Origin of the sequence: Variovorax sp. CAN15 (assembly GCF_030462475.1) — a bacterium.
GTDB lineage: Bacteria > Pseudomonadota > Gammaproteobacteria > Burkholderiales > Burkholderiaceae_C > Variovorax.
The window spans coordinates 13,707-32,650 of sequence record NZ_JASMRZ010000003.1 but is presented as its reverse complement, the minus strand read 5'-3'; the positions used below and the strand labels follow the sequence as shown (position 1 = coordinate 32,650).

Annotated in this window: 18 protein-coding genes; 4 read left to right on the top strand and 14 right to left on the bottom strand. The window is 68.0% G+C overall.

Going from position 1 to position 18,944, the window contains the following annotated elements; genetic code table 11:
* Positions 1 to 8: 8 nt before the first annotated feature.
* The 8 genes from QMO14_RS03425 to QMO14_RS03390 form a co-directional block, all read right to left on the bottom strand.
* On the bottom strand, positions 9 to 1,046 hold the full coding sequence (locus tag QMO14_RS03425; protein WP_301504458.1) for an aliphatic amidase: 1,038 nt from the start codon (positions 1,044 to 1,046) through the stop codon (positions 9 to 11).
* Between the two features lie 45 nt (positions 1,047 to 1,091).
* The gene (gene urtE / locus QMO14_RS03420) at positions 1,092 to 1,781 is read right to left on the bottom strand and encodes an urea ABC transporter ATP-binding subunit UrtE (protein ID WP_301504456.1); all 690 of its coding nucleotides are present in this window, start codon (positions 1,779 to 1,781) and stop codon (positions 1,092 to 1,094) included.
* An 18-nt stretch (positions 1,782 to 1,799) separates the two neighbouring features.
* The gene (gene urtD, locus QMO14_RS03415) at positions 1,800 to 2,582 is read right to left on the bottom strand and encodes an urea ABC transporter ATP-binding protein UrtD (RefSeq protein WP_301505015.1); all 783 of its coding nucleotides are present in this window, start codon (positions 2,580 to 2,582) and stop codon (positions 1,800 to 1,802) included.
* A 14-nt stretch (positions 2,583 to 2,596) separates the two neighbouring features.
* The gene (urtC, locus tag QMO14_RS03410; protein WP_301504455.1) at positions 2,597 to 3,652 is read right to left on the bottom strand and encodes an urea ABC transporter permease subunit UrtC; all 1,056 of its coding nucleotides are present in this window, start codon (positions 3,650 to 3,652) and stop codon (positions 2,597 to 2,599) included.
* Positions 3,653 to 3,654: 2 nt separating this feature from the next.
* Positions 3,655 to 4,557: an urea ABC transporter permease subunit UrtB gene (urtB, locus tag QMO14_RS03405; RefSeq protein WP_301504453.1), complete on the bottom strand. Its 903-nt coding sequence runs from the start codon at positions 4,555 to 4,557 to the stop codon at positions 3,655 to 3,657.
* 5 nt (positions 4,558 to 4,562) lie between these two features.
* Entirely contained in the window at positions 4,563 to 5,756 is a 1,194-nt protein-coding gene (gene urtA, locus QMO14_RS03400; protein ID WP_301504451.1) for an urea ABC transporter substrate-binding protein, read from the bottom strand.
* Between the two features lie 377 nt (positions 5,757 to 6,133).
* Positions 6,134 to 6,628, bottom strand: coding sequence for a hypothetical protein (locus QMO14_RS03395; RefSeq protein ID WP_301504449.1), 495 nt, complete (start codon positions 6,626 to 6,628; stop codon positions 6,134 to 6,136).
* The gene (locus tag QMO14_RS03390) at positions 6,625 to 7,563 is read right to left on the bottom strand and encodes a LysR family transcriptional regulator (RefSeq protein ID WP_301504447.1); all 939 of its coding nucleotides are present in this window, start codon (positions 7,561 to 7,563) and stop codon (positions 6,625 to 6,627) included. The genes QMO14_RS03395 and QMO14_RS03390 overlap by 4 nt, the downstream gene beginning before the upstream one ends.
* 96 nt (positions 7,564 to 7,659) lie before the next feature.
* On the opposite strand from QMO14_RS03390, the gene QMO14_RS03385 reads away from it, so the two are divergent.
* Positions 7,660 to 8,658, top strand: a complete 999-nt coding sequence (locus QMO14_RS03385; RefSeq protein WP_301504444.1) for an NAD(P)H-binding protein — start codon at positions 7,660 to 7,662, stop codon at positions 8,656 to 8,658.
* An 18-nt stretch (positions 8,659 to 8,676) separates the two neighbouring features.
* Here QMO14_RS03385 and QMO14_RS03380 read toward each other — a convergent pair whose 3' ends face one another.
* From QMO14_RS03380 to QMO14_RS03360, 5 genes are all read right to left on the bottom strand, one after another.
* Complete coding sequence (locus QMO14_RS03380; protein ID WP_301504443.1) at positions 8,677 to 9,621, bottom strand: glutaminase; 945 nt, start codon at positions 9,619 to 9,621, stop codon at positions 8,677 to 8,679.
* The gene (locus tag QMO14_RS03375) at positions 9,618 to 10,526 is read right to left on the bottom strand and encodes a DMT family transporter (protein ID WP_301504441.1); all 909 of its coding nucleotides are present in this window, start codon (positions 10,524 to 10,526) and stop codon (positions 9,618 to 9,620) included. Before QMO14_RS03375 ends, QMO14_RS03380 begins: the two co-directional genes overlap by 4 nt.
* Positions 10,527 to 10,613: 87 nt before the next feature.
* Entirely contained in the window at positions 10,614 to 11,117 is a 504-nt protein-coding gene (locus tag QMO14_RS03370) for a BON domain-containing protein (RefSeq protein ID WP_301504439.1), read from the bottom strand.
* Positions 11,114 to 11,623 (bottom strand): flavin reductase family protein, encoded by a 510-nt coding sequence (locus QMO14_RS03365; RefSeq protein WP_301504437.1) that lies wholly within the window; start codon positions 11,621 to 11,623, stop codon positions 11,114 to 11,116. The genes QMO14_RS03370 and QMO14_RS03365 overlap by 4 nt, the downstream gene beginning before the upstream one ends.
* A 41-nt stretch (positions 11,624 to 11,664) precedes the next feature.
* The gene (locus QMO14_RS03360) at positions 11,665 to 12,585 is read right to left on the bottom strand and encodes a LysR family transcriptional regulator (protein ID WP_301504435.1); all 921 of its coding nucleotides are present in this window, start codon (positions 12,583 to 12,585) and stop codon (positions 11,665 to 11,667) included.
* 73 nt (positions 12,586 to 12,658) lie between these two features.
* Between QMO14_RS03360 and QMO14_RS03355 the strand changes: the two genes are divergently transcribed.
* The gene (locus QMO14_RS03355; protein WP_301504433.1) at positions 12,659 to 14,665 is read left to right on the top strand and encodes an alkyl/aryl-sulfatase; all 2,007 of its coding nucleotides are present in this window, start codon (positions 12,659 to 12,661) and stop codon (positions 14,663 to 14,665) included.
* Here QMO14_RS03355 and QMO14_RS03350 read toward each other — a convergent pair.
* Positions 14,647 to 15,876: a nucleoside recognition domain-containing protein gene (locus tag QMO14_RS03350; protein ID WP_301504432.1), complete on the bottom strand. Its 1,230-nt coding sequence runs from the start codon at positions 15,874 to 15,876 to the stop codon at positions 14,647 to 14,649. The two genes, QMO14_RS03355 and QMO14_RS03350, sit on opposite strands and share 19 nt — an antisense overlap.
* A gap of 72 nt (positions 15,877 to 15,948) precedes the next feature.
* Here QMO14_RS03350 and QMO14_RS03345 point away from each other — a divergent pair, with 72 nt between their 5' ends.
* Together QMO14_RS03345 and QMO14_RS03340 are read left to right on the top strand one after the other, a co-directional pair.
* A complete protein-coding gene (locus QMO14_RS03345; RefSeq protein ID WP_301504430.1) occupies positions 15,949 to 17,526 on the top strand; it encodes a phospholipase D family protein in 1,578 nt (525 codons plus the stop codon).
* A gap of 196 nt (positions 17,527 to 17,722) precedes the next feature.
* On the top strand, positions 17,723 to 18,883 hold the full coding sequence (locus QMO14_RS03340; RefSeq protein ID WP_301504428.1) for an ABC transporter substrate-binding protein: 1,161 nt from the start codon (positions 17,723 to 17,725) through the stop codon (positions 18,881 to 18,883).
* The last annotated feature ends 61 nt before the right edge of the window (positions 18,884 to 18,944 follow it).

Sequence of the window (18,944 nt, the reverse complement as noted above, 5' to 3'; positions counted from 1 at the left end):
GCGGCGGCTCAGCGATGCTTGGCCGGCTCGTTCGGAATGCCCTCGATCGGGCATTCGGGCGTGCCGACCGTGCTGCGCGTGAACGACTCCACCATCTCGCGCGTGCCCTCGGGGTCGTTGATCCACTTCGTGTAGAAGTTGTACGGGCAGGCCGCCACGCCCTTGTCGCCGTCGCCGGAGTTGATGGTGCCGGTGTAGCCGCGGTGCACCAGCTTGAAAAGGTGGTTCTGCGACTGGCCGTTCTTGCGCGCGTCGCGGATCAGGCCCATCGAGAGCTCGGCGTAGTTGATGCCCATCTCCTCCTCGCCGCACTCGCCCAGCGTGCGGCCGTCGAAGCCGATGAGCGCGGAGTGGCCGAAGTACGAGTAGACGCCGTCGAAGCCCGCCGCGTTGGCCACCGCCACGTAGGTGTTGTTCATGAAGGCCATGGCCTTCGACACCATGATCTGCTGCTCCTTGGCCGGGTACATGTAGCCCTGGCAGCGGATGATGAGTTCGGCGCCGCGCATCGCGCAGTCGCGCCAGATCTCGGGGTAGTTGCCGTCGTCGCAGATGATCAGGCTGATCTTCATGCCCTTGGGGCCATCGCTGACGTAGGTGCAGTCGCCCGGATACCAGCCCTCGATGGGCACCCACGGCATGATCTTGCGGTACTTCTGGACGATCTCGCCCTTGTTGTTCATGAGGATCAGCGTGTTGTAGGGCGCCTTGTTCGGGTGCTCCTCGTGGCGCTCGCCGGTGAGCGAGAACACGCCCCACACGTTGGCGCGGCGGCAGGCGTCGGCGAAGATGGCCGTCTCCTCGCCGGGCACGGTGGCGGCCGTGTCGTACATCTCCTTGGCGTCGTACATGATCCCGTGCGTGGAGTACTCGGGGAACACCACCAGGTCCATGCCCGGCAGGCCCTTCTTCATGCCGACCAGCATCTCGCCGATCTTGCGCGCGTTGTCCAGCACCTCGGCCTTGGTGTGCAGGCGAGGCATCTTGTAGTTGACGACCGCGACGCCCACGCAATCGTTGCTGCTCGAAATATCACCATGTCTCATGACGCTGCTCCTGAAAGAAGGGTTGAAGGAAAACGGGAGGGGCTCTCACACGGTCAGGAACGACCTGACCTTGTCCTGATCGAGGCTGGCGCGCGCCTCGTCGTGCACGAGGCGCCCGCGGTCGATGACGAGGAAGCGGTCGGCCAGGTCGAGCGCGAAGCTCAGCACCTGCTCCGACACCACGATGGCGAAGCCGCGCTCGGCGCGCAGCACGTTCAGCGTCTGCGCGATCTCCTTGATGATCGAAGGCTGGATGCCCTCGGTCGGCTCGTCGAGGATCAGCACCTTGGGCTCGGAGATGAGCGCGCGCGCAATCGCCAGCATCTGCTGCTGGCCGCCCGAGAGGTTGCCGGCCTTGCGCTGCTTCATGTCCTTGAGCACCGGGAAGAAACGGTAGAGGTAGTCGGGCACCGTGCGGTGTCCGGACTTCGCGGCGCCCGAGAGGATGTTCTGCTCCACCGTGAGGAACGGGAACACCATGCGCCCCTGCGGCACGAAGGCCAGGCCCCGCGCCACGCGCTGGTGGCTCGGCAGCTTCGTGATGTCGGCGCCGCCCAGCCGGATGTGGCCGCCGCGCGCGGGCAGCAGGCCGATGAGCGACTTCAGCAGCGTGGTCTTGCCCATGCCGTTGCGGCCCATGACGGCCACCGCCTCGCCGGGTGCGACGCGAAGGGACACATCGCGGATGACGTGCGACTCGCCATAGGCGACGTCGAGTTCGGAGACTTCGAGCATCTGTGTTTCTCCTTGTGCTCAATGGCCCAGGTACACGTCGATCACGCGCGGGTCGGACTGCACTTCGGCGGCCGTTCCCTCGCTCAGCAGCCGGCCCTGGTGCAGCACGGTCACGCGGTGGGCGATGCGCTTGACGAAGTCCATGTCGTGCTCGATCACCACCACCGACTTGCCCACCGAGATGCGCCGCAGCAGGTCGCCGGTCTGCTCGCGCTCGCGCGGGCTCATGCCGGCCACGGGCTCGTCGAGCAGAAGAAGCTCGGGCTCCTGCATCAGCAGCATGCCGATCTCCAGCCACTGCTTCTGGCCGTGGCTGAGCTGGCCCGCGCGGCGCTCGAGCTGGTCGAGCAGGAACACGTCGGCCGCCATCGCATCGATGCGCTCGCGCAGCGCGGCGGTGCGGCGAAAGGCCAGCGACTGCAGCAGGCCGTGCATGCGCGGCAGCGAGATCTCGAAGTTCTCCAGCACCGTGAGGTCTTCGTAGACCGAGGGCGTCTGGAACTTGCGGCCCACGCCGGCACGCACGATCTCGTACTCGTTCAGCCGGCCGAGGTCCTGGCCGTTGAACAGCACGCGGCCCGCGCTCGGACGGGTCTTGCCGCAGATCATGTCCAGCAGCGTGGTCTTGCCCGCGCCGTTCGGACCGATGATCACGCGCAGCTCGTTGCGCTCGACCGCAAGGCTCAGGCCGTCCACCGCCTTGAAGCCGTCGAAGGACACGGTGAGGTCTTCGACGCGCAGGATCTGCTCGTTCGAGGGCGGCACGGCCGAGGCGGCCCGCGGCAGGCCCCCGTTGGGCATGGTCATGGTCGCGTTCATGGCGCGGCCTCCGCGCCGCGCCGGCGCAGCAGCCTCGCGCCCAGGCCCGCGAGCCCCTCGGGCATGGCCCACACCACGAGGATGAACACGGCACCCAGGAAGTACAGCCAGCCTTCAGGGAAGGTCTCCGACAGGTACGACTTGAGAAAACCGATCAGCAGCGCGCCGACAACAGCACCCGGAATCGAAAGCCGACCTCCGACCGCCGCGTAGATCACCATCTCCACTGAGGCCACCACGCCGATCACGCCCGGCGCGATCAGCCCCACCTGCAGGCTGTAGAACGCCCCGCCGATGGAAGACAGCACTGCGGCCACCGCGAACACGAAGGCCTTCATGTGTGCGGTGTTGTAGCCGCTGAAGCGCACGCGGTCTTCCCGGTCGCGGATGGCGATGAGGATCTTGCCGAAGCGGCTGCGCACGACGAGCAGCGACAGCGCCATCACCAGCGCGATGGCCAGCACCTCCACGAAGTAGATCGTGCGCTTTGCCTCGTCGCTCGCGATGTCCAGGCCCAGCAGCGTGCGGAAGTCGGTGATGCCGTTGGCGCCGCCGGTGTCGCCCTGCTGGCCGATCACCACCACGGTGAGCGTGAGCGCGAGCGACAGCGTGACGATTGCGAAGTACACGCCGCTTACGCGCCGCTTGAAGATCGCGTACGAGAACACGTAGGCCAGCACCGCCGGAACCACGAGAATGCCCGCCACGGTCCAGCCTAGCGAGTGGAAGGGCTGCCACCACGCGGGCAGCTGTTCCACGCTGCTCCACACCATGAAGTCCGGCAGCTCGGGCGCCGAGGCTTCGAGCTTGAGGAACATGGCCATCATGTAGCCGCCCAGGCCGAAGAACATGCCCTGGCCCAGGCTCAGCACGCCGCCGTAGCCCCAGGTGAGCACCACGCCAATGGCGACGAAAGCGAAGGCCAGGTACTTGCCCACGAGGTTCAGGCGGAACGCATCGAGCGCGAGCGGCAGCACCAGCGCCAGCAGCACGAGAACGGCGGCCATCGAGCCGATGTCGCTCCTGCGTTGGGAAGAGAGCTTCGACAGCATGCTCAGCTCCTCGAACGGATCGCGAACAGCCCGTTGGGCCGGAAATACAGCACCACGATCACCAGCAGCAGGATCGTCGCCTTGGCCATCGAGCCGCTCATCAGGTACTCGAGCCAGGTCTGCGACTGCGCGATCGAGAAGCCCGACAGCGCGGTGCCCACCAGGCTCTGCACGCCGCCGAACACCACCACGATGAACGAGTCCACGATGTAGAGCTGCCCCGTACCCGGGTTGGTCGAGCCGATCATGGTGAACACCGAGCCCGCGATGCCCGCGAGCCCGGAGCCCAGCGCGAAGGTCATGGCGTCGACTCGGTGCGTGTCGATGCCCACCGCGCCGGCGATGGCGCGGTTCTGCGTCACCGCGCGCACCTTGAGGCCCCAGGGCGTGCGGTACAGCAGCAAATACACGCCGGTCGCCACCAGCGCGGTGAGCCCCACGATGAAGATGCGGTTCAGCGGCAGCTGGATGCCCGCCGTCGGCTCCCACGCGCCCGCGAGCCAGGAGGCCAGCGGCACGCTCACCTCCTGCGCGCCGAAGATCGAGCGGTAGGCCTGCTGCAGCATCAGGCTCAGGCCCCAGGTAGCGAGCAGGGTGTCCAGCGGCCGGTCGTAGAAGAAGCGGATGAAGCCGCGCTCCAGCACATAGCCGAACGCGAAGGTCACGGCGAACGCGAACGGAATCGCGGCGAACAGGTACAGGTCCATGAGGCCCGGCGCGAAGTGCTCGAAGAAGCGCGCGGCCAGATAGGTCATGTAGGCGCCGAGGGCCATGAGTTCGCCGTGCGCCATGTTGATGACGCCCATCAGGCCGAACACGATGGCCAGCCCGATCGCCATCAGCAGCAGGATGGTGAACAGGCTCACGCCGTTGAACACCTGCATCACCGCGATGTCGAAGTTCATCGCGTTCAAACCTTCGGGAAGGGGTTGGGCTCGACGAGCTGGGGCGATTCCCACACGATGTCGAACTGTCCGTCGGGCCGGGCGCGGCCCACGCGCACCTTCTTCCACACATGGTGGTTGGTGGCGTGCACGCGCACCGTGCCTTCGGGCGCTTCTATTTCCACGCCCGCCGCCGCCGCCGTGACCTTGTCGACGTCGAAGGACTTGGCCTTCTCCACCGCCAGCTTCCACAGGTACACGCTGTTGTAGGCCACCTCCATCGGGTCGCCGATCACGCGGTCCTGCCCGTACTTCGCCTTGAAGGCCTTCACGAACTTCTCGTTGGCCGGCGACTTGATGCTCTGGAAATAGCCCATGCAGGCGTAGTAGCCGGCGGCGTTGTCCTTGCCGATGCCGTCGATCTCGTTTTCCGACACCACGGTGGACAGCAGCACCTGCCTGGCGCCGTCGAGGCCCGCAGCGCGCAGCTGCTTGTAGAAGGCCACGTTGGAGCCGCCCACCACGGTGCTGTAGATGCAGTCGGGCTTGGCGGCCTTGATCTTGTTGATGATCGATGAGAACTCGGTGTGGCCCAGCGGCGCGTACTCTTCGCCCAGCACCTTGCCGCCGGCCTTGGCGATGGCGGGCTTGGCGATCTTGTTGCAGGTGCGCGGATAGATGTAGTCGGAGCCCACCAGGAAGAAGCTCTTGCCCTTCTCACGCGCCATCCACTCGACCGCCGCGATCACCGACTGCGTGGCTTCCTGCGAGGGGTAGAACACGCGCTTGTCCTGCTCCTGGCCCTCGTAATAGGTCGGATAGAACAGCAGCCCCTTGGCCTGGTTGAGCACCGGCAGCAGCGCCTTGCGCGACGCCGATGTGTAGCAGCCGATGATGGCCGCGACCTTGTCGCGCTCCAGCAGCTTGCGCGCCTTCTCTGCGAACACCGGGTTCTCGCTCGCGCCGTCCTCCACCACGGCCTCGATCTTCTTGCCCATCACGCCGCCCGCCGCGTTGATCTCCTCGATGGCCAGCTTCTCGGCGTCGACCAGCGAGGCCTCGGCGATGGCGATGGTGCCCGAGAGCGAATGCAGCAGGCCGAGTTTCACGGTGCCGCCGTCCTGCGCCGATGCGATGCCGGCCACGCCGCCTGCGGCGCCCAGCACGATCATCGAGCCGCCGGTCTTCACGATCTGGCGGCGGTTGAAAGCGTTCGTCATGTCAAATTCCTTTGTGTTTGTGCGAGTCATCAGGAAGATCCGACCTTCGGACCGCGCGTTGGGTGTCTCCTCCCGCGACGCGGCCCTGCAAACGGGCGTTCTGCTGCCAGTGCGTTTTCTCCGGGCAAGGCTCCGCCACCGGATGCGGCGCATCCGTTTCGAAAAAGCACTCTTGCGGCCGAAAAAGCAAAAAAGCCCGAACCGGTGGTTAGACCGATTCGGGCTTTGTTGCCCGACGCCTCGCTGGCAGCACTGGCAGCGGGTGTCGTATGACTGGTAACGATTGCTCGTTGGGGCGGATTCTTCTCAACTCACCCCGGCATGAACATACGCTGTTTCGCTAATTGGCGAAAACGCGGCGCCTGTGTTATTCGCGCTCAGCGCGGGCGCGCGTAGCCGGACTCGATCCACGCACTCGCGCTGCTGGCCGTGAGCCTGAACGCGGGCGACACGCTCACGCTGGCGAGTTCGGAGTCGTCGGCATCGTCGTACGCCGTGAGCGTGGCCGATGGGTTGTCCTCGTCGGGCACGATGGCCAGCGCCACGCGCACGCGCTGGTCGTTGCGCGCGGTGACGGTCACGCTCTTGTTGAGCGTGGCGTGCAGCTGCTGCTCGTGGCGGCGGATGACTTCGGCGGCGGTCTTCACCAGCGTGGAGAAGGCGGGGCCATCCAGCGGCTTGGGGTTCTTCTTGTCGCGGCCCATGGTCCAGGGGCCGACGAGGGCTGGCTCGGGGTCGCCGTGGCGGGTCATCTCGACGGCCCAGCCGTCGTCTTCCTCGTTCTTGATGATGCGTGCGGTCCAGCGGTCGTCGCGCCAGAGGCGGTCTTCCTGCAGGGGGAGGGTGTCGGAGTCTGTGGTCGGTTCGGTCATTCGGTTGCTGTCGTTCTGGCGCGAGGCATTTTCGCCTCCGTTGCGGAGCTGCCGATGTATTGCGCGAGCCCTTCGACCAGCGCATCGAAAGCCACGCGGCAGCGCGGGCTGCCGCGCAGGTCTTCGTGCATCGTGACCCAGGTGTCGAGCTTCAGCGAGAAGCCGCGCGGCATCAGCCGCACCAGCGCGGGGTTGCGGGCGGCCAGCGCCACCTGGCAGATGCCGATGCCGGCACCGGCGCGGATCAACGCGAGCTGCGTGAGGTCGCTGTCGGTGCGCAGCGAGAAGGTGTCGCGTGTGAAGCCCTTGAGCGACTTCCCCGCGTTGCGCACGAAGGCCGTGGGCTGGTCGTACCCGATCAGCGAGTGGGCGGCCAGCTCGTGCAATTTGCGCGGCGTGCCGTGGCGCTCGAGATAGTCGCGATGCGCGTGGAAGCCCAGCTCGATGTTGCCGATGCGGCGCGCCACCAGCTGCTCTTGCCTGGGGCGCACCATGCGCACGGCGATGTCGGCCTCCCGCCGCAGCAGATCCTGCACGCGGTTGGTCGACACCAGCTCGACCTTCAGCGCCGGGTGCGTCTCGCGAAGCCTCCCGACGATGGGCGGCAGCACTTCCGCGCAGACGACCTCGCTGGCCGACACGCGCACCACGCCGCGCACGCCTTCGCCCTGGCTGCTGGCGGCGCGCTCCAGCGAGGCGGCGGTGCTTTCCATGGCCTCGGCGTGCGTGCGCAGCGCCAGCGCCACCTCGGTGGGCAGCAGCCCCGTCTGCGAACGCGTGAAGAGCACCGTGCCCAGTGCTTCCTCGAGCGCGGCCACGTGGCGCCCGACCGTGGGCTGGGTGATGCCGAGGGCGCGTGCCGCGCCCGAGAGCGAGCCCTCGCGCAGCACGCTCAGGAAAGTGCGGTAGAGCTCCCAGCCGATGTTCGAGGTCATACATAAATGTATGGCTGATAGCTCATGTTCGGCAATTCCAATAGAGCCGACACGGTTCCAGAATTCTTCCATCGGCAACAACTTCTGGAGCATTCCATGGCAAACGACACGGCACGCGGGGACACGGTCCTGGTTCTCGGCGCAACGGGCGGCATCGGCGGCGAAGTGGCCCGCCAGCTGCGCGATGCGGGCTGGCAGGTGCGCGCGCTGAAGCGCGATACGCAGGAAGGAAAGCGCGAAGGCATCACCTGGCTGGCCGGCGACGCGATGGACGGGCAGGCGGTGCGCCGCGCCGCCACGGGCTGCTCGGTCATCGTGCATGCGGTCAACCCGCCGGGCTACCGCGGCTGGTCGCAACTGGTGCTGCCGATGCTCGACAACACCATCGCCGCCGCCAAGGCCGAAGGCGCGACCATCGTGCTGCCGGGCACGGTCTACAACTTCGGACCCGATGCCTTCCCGCTGCTGGCCGAGGACTCGCTGCAGCGCCCGCTCACCCGCAAGGGCGCGATCCGCGTCGAGATGGAACGGCGCCTGGAAGAGGCCAGCCGCCAGGGCGCGCGCGTGCTGATCGTGCGCGCTGGCGATTTCTTCGGGCCGAGGGCCGGCAACAACTGGTTCTCGCAAGGACTGGTGAAGGCGGGGCAGCCGGTCAAGGCCGTGAGCTATCCCGGCGGCCCCGGCGTCGGCCACCAGTGGTCGTACCTGCCCGACGTGGCGCGCACCATGGTCGAACTGCTCGCGCGCCGCGAGAGGCTGGAGCCCTTCGCACGCTTCCACATGGCCGGCCACTGGGACGCCGACGGCACGCGCATGAGCGACGCCATCCGCAAGGTGGTGGCGCGCCGCACCGGCGCCAGGGTCGGCGTGTCGGCCTTTCCGTGGTGGCTGCTGACGCTGGCCTCGCCCTTCGTCGTCACCTTCCGCGAAATGCGCGAGATGCGCTACCTGTGGCGTACGCCGGTGGGCATGGACAACGCGAAGCTGGTGGCCTTTCTCGGCCGCGAGCCGCACACGCCGCTGGAGGAGGCCGTGGAGGCGGCGCTCGACGGCATGGGCTGCCTGGCCACCGTGGCGGTGGCCGCGGCCGCCTGATCGCCCTGGGGCGACGGCTCAGAAAACCGAGAGCCCCGTGCGCGCCACGAACATTTCGAGCGCCTTCATGCCCAGCAGCGAATTGCCGGTGGCGTCGAGCGCGGGCGACCACACGCACAGCGTGAGCCTGTCGGGCACCACCGCGACGATGCCGCCGCCCACGCCACTCTTGCAGGGCAGGCCGATGGAGAAGGCCACGTCACCCGCCGCGTCGTAAGTGCCGCAGGTGAGCATCAGCGCGTTGATGCGGCGCGTCTGCCGCTCGCCCGTGACTTCGGGCTCGCCGTCGATGGGATGCGCCCCGTCGCGGCACAGGAAGGCGGCGGCGCGCGCCAGCTGGCGACAGCTCATGCGCAGTGCGCACTGGTGGAAGTAGGTGTCCAGCACGGTCTCGACGTCGTTGTCGATCTTGCCGAAGCTCTTCATGAAGTTGGCCAGCGCGATGTTGCGAAAGCCGGTGTCGGCCTCCGACTTCGCCACCTCGTCGTCGAAGGCGATGGGCTCGCCGCACAGGTTCGACATGAGCGCGAGGATGTCGGCCTTGGCGCTGCCGCCGCCGGCCCTGGCCTGGCTCACCAGCCGGTCGGCCACCGCGATGGCGCCGGCATTGATGAAGGGGTTGCGCGGCTTGCCCTGTTCGTTCTCCAGCTGCACCAGCGAGTTGAACGGATTGCCCGAGGGCTCGCGGCCGATGCGCTCCCACAGCGCGTCGCCCATGCGCTGCATGGCAAGCGTGAGCGTGAAGAGCTTGGACACGCTCTGGATGGAGAAGGGCGTCTCGAAGTCGCCCGCGCCGGCCTCCTCGCCCTCGCAGGTGCGCAGCGCGATGCCGAACTGCCGCGCATCGACGCGCGCGAGCGCCGGTATGTAGCTGGCGACGGTGCCGCCCTGGCCTAGCCGGGGGCGCAGGGTGGCGAAGATCTCGTCGAGGACGGGCTGGAATCGGGTGGTCTTGCTGCTCATGCGCTGCGTTGTACCGCAGGCCGCCGGTTCACCAGCACGATGCCCAGCGCCACGCCGACCAGCGCCACGATCAGCTGCGCCGTGAGCGGCTCCTTCAGCAGCGCCACGCCGAACACCAGCGCGAACAGCGGCGTGAGAAATGTGAAGGACGACATCTGCGTGGCCGGGTAGTGCCGCAGCAGCCACATCCATGCGAGGTAGCTGGCGAAGGCGCCCACCGCGGTCTGCAGGCCGATGGAAGTCCAGGCCCACGCCGAGTACGAGAAGCCCCAGTGCTCGCCGAGCACCAGCGAGAGCACCGGGCACATCGCCGCCGTGACCGCCACCTGGTAGAACAGCGTCTTCTCGGCGCTGGCCGTGGCAAGGCGCGTGGTGCGCAGCGTGAGCGTGGTCAGGCCCCAGAGCATGCCGGCCGCCAGCGCCATGCCGTCGCCGATGAGCTGCGACGAACTCATGTGGGCGAAGCCCTCGCTGAAGGCCAGCACCACGCCCGAGAAGGCGATGAAGAGCCCCAGCCACTGGAAGCCGCGCAGCCGCTCGGCCGGCACCCAGCGCGGCAGCAGCAGCGAGACCCAGAAGGGCGCGGTGTAGAGGAACACGGTGAGCCGCGACGCGCTGGTGTGCTGCAGCCCCAGGTAGATGCCGGCGAACTCGCCCGAGAACAGCACGCCCGCCAGCAGGCCCGGCCACAGCGTGCCGTCGCGCTCGAACAGCGGCACGCGCCGCCACACGCACCAAAGCCACAGCAGCGCCGTCGCGCCGACCATGCGGATCGTGGCCTGCCACATCGGCGGCACCTCGGCCACGGTGGTCTTGATGAGGATCTGCTGCAGGCCCCAGAAGGCGCAGCAGGCAATGAGCAGGCCGATGGCGAGGCTGTCGAGGTGGGTCTTGCGCTGGATCATTCGGATCGTCGTTCGCGGCGAGGAGTCGCCGGATTCATCCGATGATCGTATCGCGCCCGCGTGTTCGTTGCGCGACGGCGGGGCTCTCTACCTTGTCGCGGCCACCGGATAAGGGGGTTTGCCCCGCGTGCCCGTCATCAGATCCGGCACCACGGTTTCCACGTCGGCCACCGCGCGCGCGGCGCGCTCCAGCTTCTTCGCGAGCGCCGCGTCCGGCACGCAGCCCTGCAGGTACACCCAGCGGCGCTGGATGATGACCCAGACGCTGCCCTTCTTCACCCCCGGCACGGCCAGCAGCGCGGCGCGCACCTTGGGCGCGAGCGGCTTGTCGTAGCGGTAGGCGTTGCTGTCGGCGCACTTGCCGGCCAGCCAGCAGGTGGTGCCGCGCTCCAGCCGCGAATGAGTCTGCAGGCGGCGTTCCTCGGTCGTATAGAACGGACCCTCGGGTACGGCGCAGGCCGGCAGGCCCGATGAAAGCTGGAAGAACGGGTCGTCGAACCAGTTCTGCTTGACCGGCGCTGCGGCTTCCTGCGCCGTGCCGGTCTGCGCGGCGAGCAGCAGGACAAGCAGGAGCGCAGGGCGACAGGTCACAAGGGATGCTCTGTGTAGAAGCGCCCGCCGTGGAAGAGCAGCGGCGATGCGCCCGCATCGTGCGAGCAGCGCTCCACCTCGCCGACGAAGATCACGTGATCGCCTTCGTCATAGCGGCTGCGGTTGAAGCACTCGAAGCTGGCCGCGGCGCCCACCAGCACCGGCGCGCCGCCCAGGCCCTCGGTGAAGGCCACGTCGGCCCAGCGGTCGATGTTCTTGGTGGCGAAGCGCTCGGCCAGTGCCTTCTGGTTGGCTGCGAGGATGTTCACCGTGTAGTGCGAGCCGGCGCTGAGCGCGGGCATCGAGCCGGCCGCGCGCGACAGGCTCCACAGCACCAGCGGCGGCGTCAGCGACACCGAATTGAAGGAGTTGGCCGTGAGGCCGACCAGCGCGCCGTCCGCCGCGCGCGCGGTCACGACGGTGACGCCGGTGGCGAACATGCCGAGGGCTTCACGGAACTCGTCGGACGAAAAGGAGGGCGGCTGGGCCCGGCGGGGAGTGGTCACTGAAAAGAAGCAAAGGCTTGAAGGCGGAGGGCCATTTTGGCTCAGCGCCCGCCGGCATGCCCGAGCGGGTCCATCAACTCGGTCACCAGCCGGGTATAGGCGGCGGCCGCCGGAGAGGGCGTGCGCGCGGCCAGCGTGACGAGGCTGTAATGCGTCTGCATGCGCTCCAGGCCCGCCACCGGCAGGGGAACGAGGGTGTCGGTGTCGTGGCCCGCCACGGGAGCGACCGGCGCAAGGATCACCGCGTCGGCCGTGAGCGCCAGGTGGCGCAGCGTGCCGGCGTCGTCGCAGCTCACGTTGAACACGCCGCGGTCGCCGCGCGGCGCGACCCGGTCGAACTGCAGCGCCACCTCGGCCGGCAGACGCGGGCCGGCGACGGGATGGGCCATCAGCTTTTCGAGTGGCACGGGCCGGGTCTTGAGCTTGAGCAGCGGATGCTTCGTCCGCACGAAGAAGGACACCGGCAGGTTGGGCAGCCGCGCGAGCTTCAGGCCGGGCTGCTGCTTGGTCAGGTCGCGCGTGTCGGCCACGAACAGGTCGAGCTCGCGGCGGTGCAGGCGCTCGCACAGCGTGGCGGTGTCGGCCACTTCCATGCGCATCTGCAGCTGCGGGTGGCGCTGCACCATGAGCGACAGAGCCGCGCGGCCCAGCGTGCCGGCCGCGAAGGGGCCGAAGCCGACCGCGAGGCTGCCGATGGCCAGGCCTTCGAGTTGGAGCACGTCGCGCGCGATCTGCTGCGCATCGGCCAGCAGCTCGCGGGCGCGTGCCAGCACCAGTTCGCCGGCCTGGGTGAAGCGCACGCTGCCGTAGGCGCGGTCGACCAGGCGCGCCTGCAGGTTCTCTTCCAGGTTCTCGATGCTGCGCGAGAGGGCGGGCTGCGAAAGATGCACCGCCTGGGCCGCGCGGCCGAAGCTGCCCTGGTCGGCGAGGGCGACGAGATGCTGGAGCTGACGAAGCTGCATTTTGCGTTTTGCTTCAAAAGGAAGCGCATATTTTGCATTTGCCAATGGTTCTGGCGCTTCGCAGAATCGCCGGATGACATCTTCATCGTCCGCTCCTTCCTCCTTCCACGTTGCGCTCGTCGCCCTTGCGTGCATGCTGGGCGCACCGTCGGCTTCCTTCGCGCAGATCGCGCCCAGGGCGCCCGAACCCTCGACACTGCAGGCCAACGCCGAGATGGCGAAGACGCTGCCCTTCGCCAACCGGCAGGACTTCGAGGACGCGATGCACGGCTTCGTCGGCACCGTGCCCGACGCGCTGGTGCCGGGCTCCGGCGCGCGTCCGGTGTGGAACATGAAGCCCTACGACTTCCTCAAGGCCGATGCGCCGGCCGATACCGTCAATCCGAGCCTGTGGCGGCAGGCGCAGCTCAACGCGATCCACGGCCTCTTCAAGGTGACGGAGCGCGTCTACCAGGTGCGCGGCTTCGACCTCGCGAACATGACGATCGTCGAAGGCGACAGCTCGCTGATCGTCATCGATCCGCTGCTGGCCGCCGAGACCGCGCGCGCCGCGCTCGAGCTCTACTACCAGCACCGCCCGCGCAAGCCGGTGGGCACGGTGATCTACACGCACGGCCATGCCGACCACTTCGGCGGCGTGAAGGGCGTGATCGACGAGGCCGACGTGAAGGCGGGCCGTGTACAGGTGCTCGCGCCTTCGGGCTTCATGGAAACGGCGGTGGCCGAGAACATCCTCGCGGGCAATGCGATGAGCCGGCGCTCGCAGTACCAGTTCGGCACGCTGCTGCCGCCGGGCCCGCGCGGGCAGGTCGACACCGGCCTGGGCAAGGCGCTGGCGCGCGGCACCATGTCGCTGATCGCGCCCACGTCCACCATCGACAAGCCGACGGAGGAACGCAGCATCGACGGCGTGCAGTTCGTCTTCCGGCTCGTGCCGGGCTCCGAGGCGCCTTCGGAAATGCTGATGTACCTGCCGCAGTTCCGCGTGCTGAACATGGCGGAGGACGTGACGCACAACATGCACAACCTCTACACCATCCGCGGTGCGGAGGTGCGCGACGGCAACCTGTGGTCGAAGTACATCGACGAGGCGCGCGTGGCCTTCGGCGGCAAGGCCGAGGTGCTGATCGCGCAGCACCACTGGCCCACCTTCGGGCAGGAGCGCATCGTCGATCTGCTGAAGAAGCAGCGCGACATGTACAAGTTCATCAACGACCAGTCGCTGCGCCTGCTCAACCAGGGCTACACGGCGGCCGACATCGCCGAGACGCTGCGCATGCCCGCGAGCCTGGAGCAGGAGTGGTCCGCGCGCGGCTACTACGGCACGCTGCGCCACAACGCCAAGGCCGTGTACCAGAAGTACCTGGGCTGGTACGACGCCAACCCCGCCAACCTGAACCCGCTGCCGCCGGTGGCCTACGCGAAGAAGACGGTCGAGTACATGGGCGGCGCCGATGCGGTGGTCGCGCGCGCCCGCGAAGATTTCAGGAAGGGCGAGTTCCGCTGGGTGGCCAGTGCGATGAGCCAGGTGGTCTACGCCGACCCGGCCAACCGCGCGGCCCGCGAACTGGGCGCCGACGCGCTGGAGCAGATGGGCTACCAGTCGGAGGCCGGCACCTGGCGCAGCGCGTATCTCGTGGGCGCGATGGAGCTGCGCAACGGCGTGCCGAAGATCGCGGCCGGCAACAGCGCCAATGCGGATTCGCTCAAGGCCGTGAGCAACGACCTGTTTTTCGACTTCCTCGGCGTGCGGCTGAACGCCGCCAAGGCCGAGGGAAAGAAGATGGCCATCAACTGGAACTTCACCGATTCCAGCCAGCAGTTCGTGCTGACGCTGGAAAACTCGGCGCTCACGCACATCACCGGGCGCCAGCCGGACGCCGACGCCAGCGTGACGCTGAGCCGCGCCACGCTGGACGCGATCACGCTGAAGGAAACCAGCTTCCCGGCGGCGGTGCTCGCCGGCAAGGTGAAGATCGACGGTGACCGATCGAAGCTGGCGGAGCTGATGTCGATGCTCGACACCTTCGAGCCGATGTTCCCGGTCGTCGAGCCCAGGGCTCAGCCGAAGAACCAGTAGCACACCGCGACGGCGGCCACCACGCCCGCCAGCTCGGCCAGCAGCGCGCACGACACCGCGTGCCGCGCGCGCTGGATGCCGACCGCGCCGAAGTACACGGCCAGCACGTAGAAGGTGGTCTCGGTGCTGCCCTGGATGGTGGCGGCCACCAGCGCGGGGAAGCTGTCGACGCCCTGGCTCTTCATGGTCTCGATCAGCATCGCGCGGGCCGCGCTGCCCGAGAAGGGCTTGACCAGCGCGGTGGGCATGGCGTCGACGAAGCGCGCGTCGAAACCCACCGCCGTCGCCAGCCAGCGCAGGCCGCCGAGCGCGAAGTCGAGCGCACCCGACGCGCGCAGCACGCCGATGGCGCACAGCATCGCCACCAGGTAGGGCAGCAGGTTCTTCGCGATGTCGAAGCCTTCCTTCGCGCCCTCGATGAAGCATTCGTACACCTTGATGCGGCGGATGGCGCCGGCCAGCAGGAACACGACGATCACACCGAACAGGGTCAGGTTGCCCAGCAGTGAGGACAGCGAAGCGATGGCCGCCGCCGACAGCGTGCCCAGGAGCGCCATGAAGCCGCCCAGCATCAGGGCGCCCGGCACCAGGTAGGCCAGCACGACCGGGTCCCACAGCCGCAGGCGCTGCGACACTGCCACCGACAACAGCCCGACCAGCGTGGAGGCGCTGGTGGCAAGCAGGATCGGCAGGAACACGAGCGTCGGGTCCCCCGCGCCCTGCTGCGCGCGGTACATGAAGATGGTGACGGGCAGCAGCGTCAGCGACGAGGCATTGAGCACCAGGAAGAGGATCTGCGCGTTGGTGGCCGTCACCGGGTCGGGGTTCAGCCGCTGCAGCTCGCGCATGGCCTTCAGGCCGATGGGCGTGGCGGCGTTGTCCAGCCCCAGCGCGTTGGCCGCGAAGTTCATGGTGATGAGCCCGAGGGCCGGATGCCCTGCCGGCACGCCCGGCATGAGGCGCCTGAACAGCGGCCCCAGCAGCCGCGCGAGCCAGCCCACCAGCCCCGCCGCCTCTGCGATGCGCAGGAAGCCCAGCCACAGCGTGAGCGTGCCGAAGAGCAGCACCATCACCTCGACCGCCAGCCGCGCCATCGCGAACAGGCTTTCGACCAGCGCCGCGAACACGCTCGGGTCGCCCCCGACCAGCCAGCGCACCAGCGCCGCCAATGCCGCCACCCCGAAGAAACCCAGCCACAAGCCGTTAAGCACGCTTCTTTTCCTTTTGTTTCGCTTCGATGATAGGCCCGCCATCCGGGCTCGCCGCGAGCTACAGTTCGGCCCATGCGCGCCTCCACCGTCCGCCGATTCGCCGCTCTCGCCCTTGGCGCCGCCGCCCTCTGGCTGGCAGGCTGCGCGAGCCTGCCGCCGCCGCAGCCGCGCCCGGTGGTCACGGCCTTCACCGACGTGTCGCAGACCGAGCTCGGGCAGCTCGCGGCCAAGGGCACGCCGGACGGGTCGACCTCGCTTTCGGGCTTCCGGCTGCTGCCGGAGGCGGCCTTCGCCTTCGACGCGCGCATCTCGCTCGCGCGGCACGCCGAGAAATCGCTCGACGTGCAGTACTACCTGATCCAGAAGGACGACGTCGGCCTGCTGTTCCTCAAGGAACTGCGCGAGGCCGCGGCGCGCGGCGTGCGCGTGCGGCTGCTGGTGGACGACCTGTACACCGCGGGCGAGGACGAGGTGTTCAGCACGCTGTCGGCGTTCCCGAACATCGAGGTGCGGCTGTTCAACCCGCTGCCCTCGCGCGCCGATTCTCTGGCGACGCGGCTGCTGTTCTCGCTGACCGATTTCGGCCGCATCAACCACCGCATGCACAACAAGCTCCTGGTGGCCGACAACAGCTTCGCGGTCTCGGGCGGGCGCAACATCGCCAACGAATACTTCATGCGCAGCACGGCGGCGAATTTCATCGACATGGACGTGCTGTCCAGCGGCCCGGTGGTGCGCCAGATGTCCGAGGGCTTCGACCGCTACTGGAACAGCGAGCACGTGCGCCCCATCGGGCAGATCGCGCCGCTGCGCATGCCGGTGGAGGAGGCGCAGAAGCGCTTCGACGCCATCGCGCGCACGGCCGTACCCGACGTGGCCATGCACCAGCGCGACGTGCTCGACAAGTCGCCCGTGGGCCAGCAGCTCATCGCGGGCAACGTCGAGCGCTACTGGGCGCCGTCGACGCTGTTCGTGGACGACCCCGAGAAGATCACGCGCAAGCCCGACGCCGCCTACGCCGGCAGCGTGACCGAGGGCGCGCTAAGCGTCATCAATTCGGCGAAGCGCGAGGTGAAGATCGGCTCGCCCTACTTCATTCCGGGCGCGCACGGCATGGCGATGATGAAGGCGGCCATCGAGCGCGGAGGGCGCATCACGGTGGTCACGAACTCGCTGGGCGCCACCGACGAGCCGCTGGCCTACGCGGGCTACGAGCGCTACCGCGCCGACATGCTGAAGATCGGCGTCACCATCTACGAGATCGCGCCCACGCTCACCGGAAAATCGGGGCGTTTCGGCGACTTCGGTAAATCGATCAGCCGGCTGCATGCCAAGCTGGCAGTGGTGGATGACGAACGCTTCTTCGTCGGCTCGATGAACCTCGATCACCGTTCGGCCGCGGTCAACACCGAGATGGGGCTGGTCATCGACAGCCCCGAGCTGGTGAAGGACTACGACAGGCTCATGAGCGGCGAGCGCGTCAACCTCGGCTACCGCCTGCGGCTCGCGCCCAACGGCCGGCGCGTGCAGTGGCTGGAGTACGACGATGCCGGCGGCGACATCGTCCACGAGGACGAGCCGGGCGAGTTCCTCTGGCTGCGCTTCAAGAACTGGCTGCTGCTGCCGATCGTGGGCGAAGAGCTGCTGTAGCCGGGCTTACAGGCCTATCGTCCGCGCGCTCGCCTGCGGCGGGCGGCCGACTCCGACCGGTATGAATGTGGCGGCGATGCCGAAGCCGGCCAAGAAGTAGTCGCCCAGGTCATCTTCCGAACGGGAAGGTGCGTTACATTCCTCGCAAGAGTGTGAACTTTTGTCACAAACGCATTCATCTCCGGAGACTTCGACCATGACCGTTCCCATGCCGCGCGAGTCGATTGCGCCGCTTTCCACCAGCCGTCGGCGTGCGCTGACCGGGTTGGCCGCCGCCACCGCAGCCGCCGGCCTTGGCTTTCCGGCGCTCGCGCAGAACCGGCCGGTGCGCGTGGGAACGACCTTCGACAATAGCAGCGTCGAGAAGGCCAACGGCCAGGGCCTCTACCAGGGGTCGAGCGCCTTCTTCGCGGCGCTGAACAAGGCGGGCGGCATCAACGGCACCAAGGTCGAACTCGTAATGGCCGACGACACCTTCAAGCCCGACGTGGCCAAGGCCAACGCGCTGGCCTTCGAGAAGGACAGCTCCGTGCTCGCGCTGGTGCATCCGCTGGGCACGCGCCAGACGGCCGAGGTGATGGACGCGGTGCCCGGCATGGCCGTGGTGGGGCCCATTACCGGAACGATTTCGCTGCGCAAGAAGAATGCCCCCAACACCTTCTGGGTGCGCGCCAACTACGACCAGGAGGTCGAGAAGCTGGTGAGCACCGCCGCCGTGCTGGGCCAGAGCCGCATCGGCCTCGTGCATTCGGAAGACCCGCTGGGGCAGTCGGTGCTGGCGGCCTTCAAGAGCGCGCTGGCCAAGGCCAAGCTGGAACCCGCGGTCATCGCGACCACGCCCAACACGACCAGCATGGAAGTGGGCCCCGCCGCCGCGGCCATCGCCAAGGCCAAGCCGCAGGTGGTGGTGGTCGGGCTGGCCGGCACGGCGCCGGTGTTCCTGAAGGCGCTGCGCGAGGCGGGCAACAGCAGCTCGGCCTACGGCCTGTCGATCACCGCCAGCGCGCTGGCGGCCATGGGCGATCTGGCCAAGGGCCTGGGCTTTGTGATCGTGGTGCCCTCGCCGTACTCGACCAGGTTCGAGATCGTGCGCCGCTACCAGGCCGACATGGTTGCCAACGGCGTCAAGGACTTCTCGCTCACCAGCCTGGAGGGCTACCTCAATGCGGCAGTGCTGGCCGAAGGCATGCGCCGCGCGGGCGGCTCGCTCACGCGCGCATCGGTGATGTCGGGGCTCGCGAGCATCGAGAACTTCGACCTCGGCGGCGTGAAGATCAACTACGGACGCACCAATCGCGAAGGCGGCCATTTCGTGGACGTGGCCGTGATCGGCAGCCGCGGCCAGATGCTGAGCTAGGCACTCCCCCAGGCTTTGCGCACTTCGCGTGGCGCGCGCCTTCCCTCTTGCCGGGGGGCGA